The 6,555-nt window shown below is 59.4% G+C and carries 4 protein-coding genes; all 4 read right to left on the bottom strand.

Going from position 1 to position 6,555, the window contains the following annotated elements:
• Positions 1-109 precede the first annotated feature (109 nt).
• Positions 110-2,587 (bottom strand): TonB-dependent siderophore receptor, encoded by a 2,478-nt coding sequence (locus AC1DRJ_RS17075; protein ID WP_477803191.1) that lies wholly within the window; start codon positions 2,585-2,587, stop codon positions 110-112.
• 320 nt (positions 2,588-2,907) lie between these two features.
• The gene (locus AC1DRJ_RS17080) at positions 2,908-4,557 is read right to left on the bottom strand and encodes a cyclic peptide export ABC transporter (RefSeq protein ID WP_477803192.1); all 1,650 of its coding nucleotides are present in this window, start codon (positions 4,555-4,557) and stop codon (positions 2,908-2,910) included.
• Positions 4,558-4,785: 228 nt separating this feature from the next.
• Positions 4,786-5,664, bottom strand: a complete 879-nt coding sequence (gene pvdO / locus AC1DRJ_RS17085; protein ID WP_477803193.1) for a dihydropyoverdine dehydrogenase — start codon at positions 5,662-5,664, stop codon at positions 4,786-4,788.
• A 151-nt stretch (positions 5,665-5,815) separates the two neighbouring features.
• Positions 5,816-6,555, bottom strand: a 740-nt coding sequence (locus AC1DRJ_RS17090; RefSeq protein WP_477803194.1) for an aminotransferase class V-fold PLP-dependent enzyme, incomplete at its 5' end; no start/stop codon positions are given.

Genomic DNA, 6,555 nt, shown 5'->3' on the forward strand with positions numbered 1-6,555 from the left:
TGTGCAAGCGGGCTTGCTCGCGAAGACGGCCTGACATCCAACACAAATCTGCCACGCAAAAAAAGCCCGCATCTCACGACACGGGCATTTTTTTATTTCAGCTTACACCTCAGAAATCGTATTTCGCCATGATCTGCAGATTACGCGGCTCGCCGTAGAAAGTGGTGCCGAAGTTGCCAAGGCCCGACATGTACTTCTTGTCGAAGACGTTGTTGGCATTGGCGGTGAAGCTCAGGTGCTCGTCGTACTGAAAGCGCGTCATCAGGTCCACGAGGGTGTAGCCGCCTTGCTTGAGCAAGGTGCTGCCGCCTTCGCCATTACCCACGTTCGGGCTGAAGCTCTGGCCGTAAAACGAGCTCTGCCAGCTGACGCCGCCACCGATGGTGAACTGGTCCAGCGTGCCAGGCAAACGGTAGGTGGTGAACGTACGCACCACGTGTTCCGGTTTGCTGGAGGCCAGCGGGAAACCGTAGATACGTTGTTCATCCTTGTCGCGGGTACGGGCATAGGTGTAGCCGGCCGATACGTTCCAGTCCTTCGCCAGTTCGCCGGCCAGTTCCAGTTCCAYACCCTTGGTGGTGGCGCCAGAGATGGCTTCATAAACGTCCCGGCCGGTGTTGACGTCGGTGGTGACGTACTGGGCAACGTTGTCCTGGTCAATCTGGAACAGGGCAAAGCTGGCGTTCAGTTTGCCTTCGAAATAAGCCGCCTTGATGCCGGTTTCGTAGCTGTCGCCTTCAACCGGATCGAGGGTCTTGCCAGTGATGTCCTGGTAAATTTGCGGCTGGTAGATCTTGGTGTAGCTGGCATAGACCGCGTAAACATCGTTAAGGTCATAGACCACCCCGGCGTAGGGCGTGACGACACCATGTTCCTTATAGCTGGCGTGGGTGTCGGTCAGGTTTGCACCCGGATAGTAGCTGTAGTCTTCGTTGTACTTGAAGGTGCTCAGGCGGCCGCCGAGGATGAACGACAGGTCGTCGGTCGGACGCAGGCGCGTGGCCATGTAAAGTCCGTTCTGGCTCTGGGTGCGTTCGTATTTGCCGTTTTTCGGGAATTCCTGTTTCGGCAGGTCACCGTTCCAGTCAAAGATGCTCCCCGGCACCAGTTCGAACGCGCTGGAGTCGTAGGTTGCACCCGTCTGGCGCGAGTGGGAAGCCATGAAGCCGGCCACCAGTTCATGCTCGCGACCGCCCAGGGAAAACGGCCCGGAGATGTTGACGTCCCCGGAGTTCTGTACGCGATGACCTTCCCAGCGACCCCAGTACAGGAAATTGCCCTCGCCGGTAACGGGGTCGGCGGAGCCACCGCTGGCCGACGCCAGTTGGGTATCGTGATCGGTGGTTTTCTGGTCGAAGCTGGCCTTGAATTTCCAGTCATTGGCCAGCGCTTGTTCCAGCGACGCGAAATAGGTGACGCTGTCGAAATCACGACGGCTCCAGTCTGCACCCGGGTTGAAACTGCGCGAGAAGTCGGTACGGCTGCCGTCGGTGAAGTAGGGCGCATTACCGGTCCAGGAACTGCCGCGCGGGGTGACGCTGGACTTGTCGACGCCGAGCGTCAGCAAGGTGTCGTCCGTCAGATCCGCTTGGAGGATGCCGTAGTAGATGTCTTTTTTCTGGCTGTAGTGATCCATGTACGAATCTTTGTCCTGGTACGCGCCGACAAAGCGACCCCGCACGTTACCGGAATCAGTCAGTGAACCAGAGATGTCGCCTTCGGTGCGGTAGTTGTCCCAGGAACCGGCCGTGGCGCTGACCGACGCCTTGAACTCCTTGGTTGGCTTCTTGCGGATCAGGTTGACCGTGGCGGACGGGTCGCCAGCACCGGTCATCAGGCCGGTGGCACCTTTGACGACTTCGATGTGGTCGAGGCTGGCGGCGTCGTCGCCGTTGTTCGGGTTTTCACCGTAGACGCCGTCGTAGGGAATGTTGACGCCGTCATACTGAAAGTTGGTGATGGCAAAACCACGGGCGGAAAACTCGGTACGGTCACTGTCGTACTTCTGAGACGTGATGCCGGGGGTATTGCGCAACGCGTCGGCAACGCTTTGTACACCGCGGTCGTCCATCATTTGACGCGTGACCACGGTCACCGTTTGCGGCGTTTCGTGAATGGTCAGCGGCAGCCCGATCGCGGTGGTGGTGGCACCGGTGGTGTACGAACCGGTGTCTTCAGTGGTCATGCCCAGGGCTTGTCCGGAAATGGTGGTCGCACCCAGTTGCAGGCCCGTACCGCCGCCAGACACCAGGGTCACGGTGTTGCCATTGATCTGGAACGAAATGCCAGTGCCTTGCAACAGCGCCTTCAGGGCGTCGGACGGCTCCAGTGAACCGGATACGGCACGAGATTTGATGCCCGCCACCTGATCTGGGCTGTAGAGGATTTGCAGGTTGGTTTGCATGCCCAGTTCGGTCAGCGCGTTGGAAAGCGGCTGGACGGCAACATTCACTTTTACAGGTGCAGCATTGGCCATCGAGCTCCCCAGCAAGGTGGCAGTCAGCAGTACGCTGGTGAACAGAGTGCGATGCAAAGACGGGCGCTGTACAGCCAACGCGAGAGATGTATGGGGGGGTAGAGGTCGCATTACTTACCTGAGCTCCTGAAAAATGTTGTGCAGAGTTATTGTTAATAAGAATGATTATTAAGACGGGGCGCGGGCGTAAAACCGGAAAGAAACCTTGGAAATAAATTTAAAAAGGCTGACTTGGAGGGAGGTGCCAGTCCGCGATGCTGCAACGCGGTCCGTAGCAGCTGGCGAAGCCTGCGTCCGGCTGCGTAGCAGTCGTGAAATCAGAATTCACGGTGCATCAGCCAGACCTCGCGAGACGGATTGACGACTGCTACGCAGCCGGACGCAGGCTTCGCCAGCTGCTACAAAGCGTGCGTTGGACTAGAGAGTTTTTTTCAGGCAGGCGCGAACTCGGTAACCACCCGCCCGCTTTCCATACGCACCAATTGATCGGCAACATCGAAATATCGGTCATCGTGGGAAATCACGATGATGGTCTTGCCCAGACGTTTGAGGTCCGGCAGCAGCTCGGTGTAGAAGATCCGGCGGAAGGTCGGGTCCTGGTCGGCCGCCCATTCATCGAACACCAGCACCGGACGCTCCTCCAGCCACGCGTTGACCAGCGCCAGGCGTTTGCGCTGGCCGGTGGAGAGGTCGGTGGTGGTGAAGCTGCCGTCCTTGACGCTGACCTTGTGCGCGATCTCCAGTCGCTGCAGGTATTTGTTCGCGTCTTCGGGGATGTGTGTGTCGCCCTGGACCACGTCATCGAACAGGTAGTAGTCGGCGAATATCGTGGTGAACAACTGGCGATAGTCATCGCGATTGTGTGCGTCGATGGTTTCGCCATTGACGTGGATTTCACCCTGCTGCGGCGTGTACAAACCCAGCAGCAACTTGATCAGCGTGGTCTTGCCGCAACCGTTCTCGCCGACGATGAAGGTGATGTCGCCTTGCTTGATCGTCAGGTTCACCGGCCCGAGCTGGAACGGCGCCGCACCTTCAACAGCCGGGAAGGTAAAACGCACATCGGCCAGTTTCAACTCGTGTACCGCTTGCTTCATCGGGCCCTGATCGCTCAACAGCAGATGAGGTTCGGGGGTAGAAAACTGCTCGGACAGCTCAGCGATGCGGCGGAAGGCAATTTGCGCGCGGCTGACAATCGGCAGCGTGCTGATCAAGTGTTCCAGCGGGCCTTTCATGTACAGCAGCACCAGCACGAAGCCGCTCATTACGGTTTTATCGGCACTCGGCCAAAAGGTTTGCAGAGCCAGCGCGAGGCCGATCACCACGAAGAACAGCATCGAGCCAAAGGTCTTGGCGATCACGAAGGTGTTGATCGAACGCACCTGGGTGTTGCAGATGAATTCGGCGGTGGCCTTGATGCCCGCGACAAACATGCGCTGGCGGCGCGGGCGATGGATGCGCAACTCCTTGGCACCTTCGGCAATTGCGTTGTAGTGCTTTTGCAGTTCGTCCTCAGCGTCGCGGGCGGCCATGAAACCCTGCACGCCTTTGCTCTGGGCGTAAGCCTGAATCGCTGTGCCGATCAGGATCGCCGCGACCATGATCAGGAACATCGGCCACGACAGGATGGCCAGATAGCCCATGCAACCCAAGGTCACGGTCACGGAAATCGCCAGTGGAGCGAAAGCGAAGGCGAAGTCGCTGATGGTATCGACGTCATGGGTCAATACCGGAATCAACCGGTGGCTGCGGTAGCGCTCGATCTGTTCGATAGGGGCCGACAGGACTTTTTCGCCCAGCCGTTTACGCAGTTTGGCAATGATGTGCTGACCAACATAGTTGGTGCCGATGTCGGAGCAGATCGAACTCAGCAGCGCCAACAGGCACAACCCGGCGAACAGCGCGACGACGCCTTGGGTCAGGCCGGTATCCGAATGCAGGGCATTGTTGATGGTCGCCAGCAATACCGTGACGCTCAAGCCACCGACCATGCCCAGGAAAATGGACGCGGCGACGATCAGCCGAAAGGGTTTCAACAGGGCGAACAATTCGCCGAGGGCGCCACGGGTTGGCTGGGGCATGGGAGACAGTTCCTTGGGTCGAAAGGCAGATACCCAGTAGAACGTCTGGTGCAAGGCTTAATTTAGCCGGGTGCCGACTGGCGGCGGGGAGGCAGGGCAATGATCGTTCCCACGCTCCGCGTGGGAATGCATCCGGTGACGCTCTGCGTCACATTCACTAGCGGAACGCGGAGCGTCCCTGGCGGCATTCCCACGCGGAGCGTGGGAACGATCAATGAGGCGCGAGGCTTAGAGCTCGCGCACAACGCGAAAGCCTATCCAGTCCCCACGCTCTTGCGGGTACTGGCTGTTGCGGTTGCCAGAGCGAGAGAATACTGGCGCTTCACCCCAATCGTTGCCGCGAATGCGCACAGCTTCGCAGTTGGCTTCCAGCCACGCGCTTCCATCGGTGGGCGCACCGACATAGTTCGGGTGTTCGCAATCTTCGACCCATTCGTAAACGTTGCCGTGCATGTCGTACATGCCGAAGGCGTTCGGCGCGTAGCTGCCAGCCGGCGAGCTGTAGCTGTAACCGTCTGCCGGGCCATAGGTGTTGGCATGCTTGGCGATGCTGTATTCCTTGCCTTCATCGAACGGGAAGGGGAACGGGCCTTTGGTGCCTCCGCGCGCGGCGTATTCGCGTTGGGCTTCGCTGACCATGCGGTACGTCTGCCCGGTTTTTTTCGACAGCCAGGCGATGTAGTTTTTGACGTCGTCGAAGTTCATGCACACCGCAGGCTGGCGCGGTGTCAGTGGATAACGCGGTTTGCTGGCGACGCATTCGCGGCCCGGTCGGGTATCACCGTTGGCAATGGTCACGCCGCTCTCGCGCACGTAGCTGTCCCACTCGCCGGCGGTGACCTGAAAACGGCTCATGGCGAACGGCTTGGCAAAGGTCACGTCGTGCATCGGACTTTCGTCAGGCTCGCGGCCGACTTCATCGTCCGGCGTGCCCATGGTGAAGGTGCCGGCGGGCAGCACCACCATCTCCGGGCAGTCGCGGCAGTCCTTGAAGACCTTGCCCGGTTGCGGTGCGGTAGCGGCCTGGGCGGTGGCGGGCAGCAGGCCGGCCATGAGCGCGGTGAGGGCCAGGGCCTTGAGCGGCAGGGTCAATTGATCTCGGTTCATGAGTCATCTCGATATTAAAAAGCGGGTGCCACACTAGATCCAATGTGGAAGCGAGCCTGCTCGCGATGGGGCCATCACATTCAACATTGAGAGTGGCTGATCCACCGCAATCGCGAGCAGGCTCGCTCCCACAGGGTTCTGCGTCATGGCGTCATGCGGTCTTGTTCAGCAGGACCATGAAACGGTCGATCTGGCTTTCGGTGTTGAGCAGCCCAGGCGCAAGGCGGATCACCGGGCCGGCATCGCGCTCCACCGAGTCGCAGACCACGCGGTTTTCCATCAATTGGGCGGCGACTTTTTCGCAGTCGCGGTCCTTGATGCGGAAGAAGGTGAAACCGGCGGACAAATCCGGGCTCTTTGGCGTGACCAGTTCAATCTGCGGGTGTTCCAACAGGCGGTTTTTCGCATAGGTGTTAAGCGCATGGATGCGCGCCTGTACCTCGGCCTTGCCCAGTTCCAGGTGCAACTTGAACGCCTCGTCCAGCGCCCAGCGATGTTCGAAGCTGTGATAGCCGCCGGGGGTCATGATGGTTGAGAAGGTGGTGGCTTCGGAGAAGGTCGGAATGGTCGKCGTGACGTCCTTGAGTTCGGCGGAGCGGGCGCAAATGATCCCGGTGCCGCGCGGGCCGAACATCCATTTGTGGGTGCCGGCGATGAAGAAATCGCAGTGCATGTCGGGGAAGTCGAGGTCCTCGACGCCGAAGCCGTGCACGCCATCAACCACATACAAAATGCGGTCTTTTTCCTCGCGATTGCGGTTCTGTTCATCCACCAGTTTGCCGATCTCGCCAATCGGCAGTTTCACGCCACTGCCGGATTRCACCCAGGTCATGCCCAGCACGCGGGTTTGCGGGCGGATACCTTTGCTGATCGCACCGAGCACTTCATCCA

It is taken from the genome of Pseudomonas sp. P5_B2 (genome assembly GCF_056400445.1).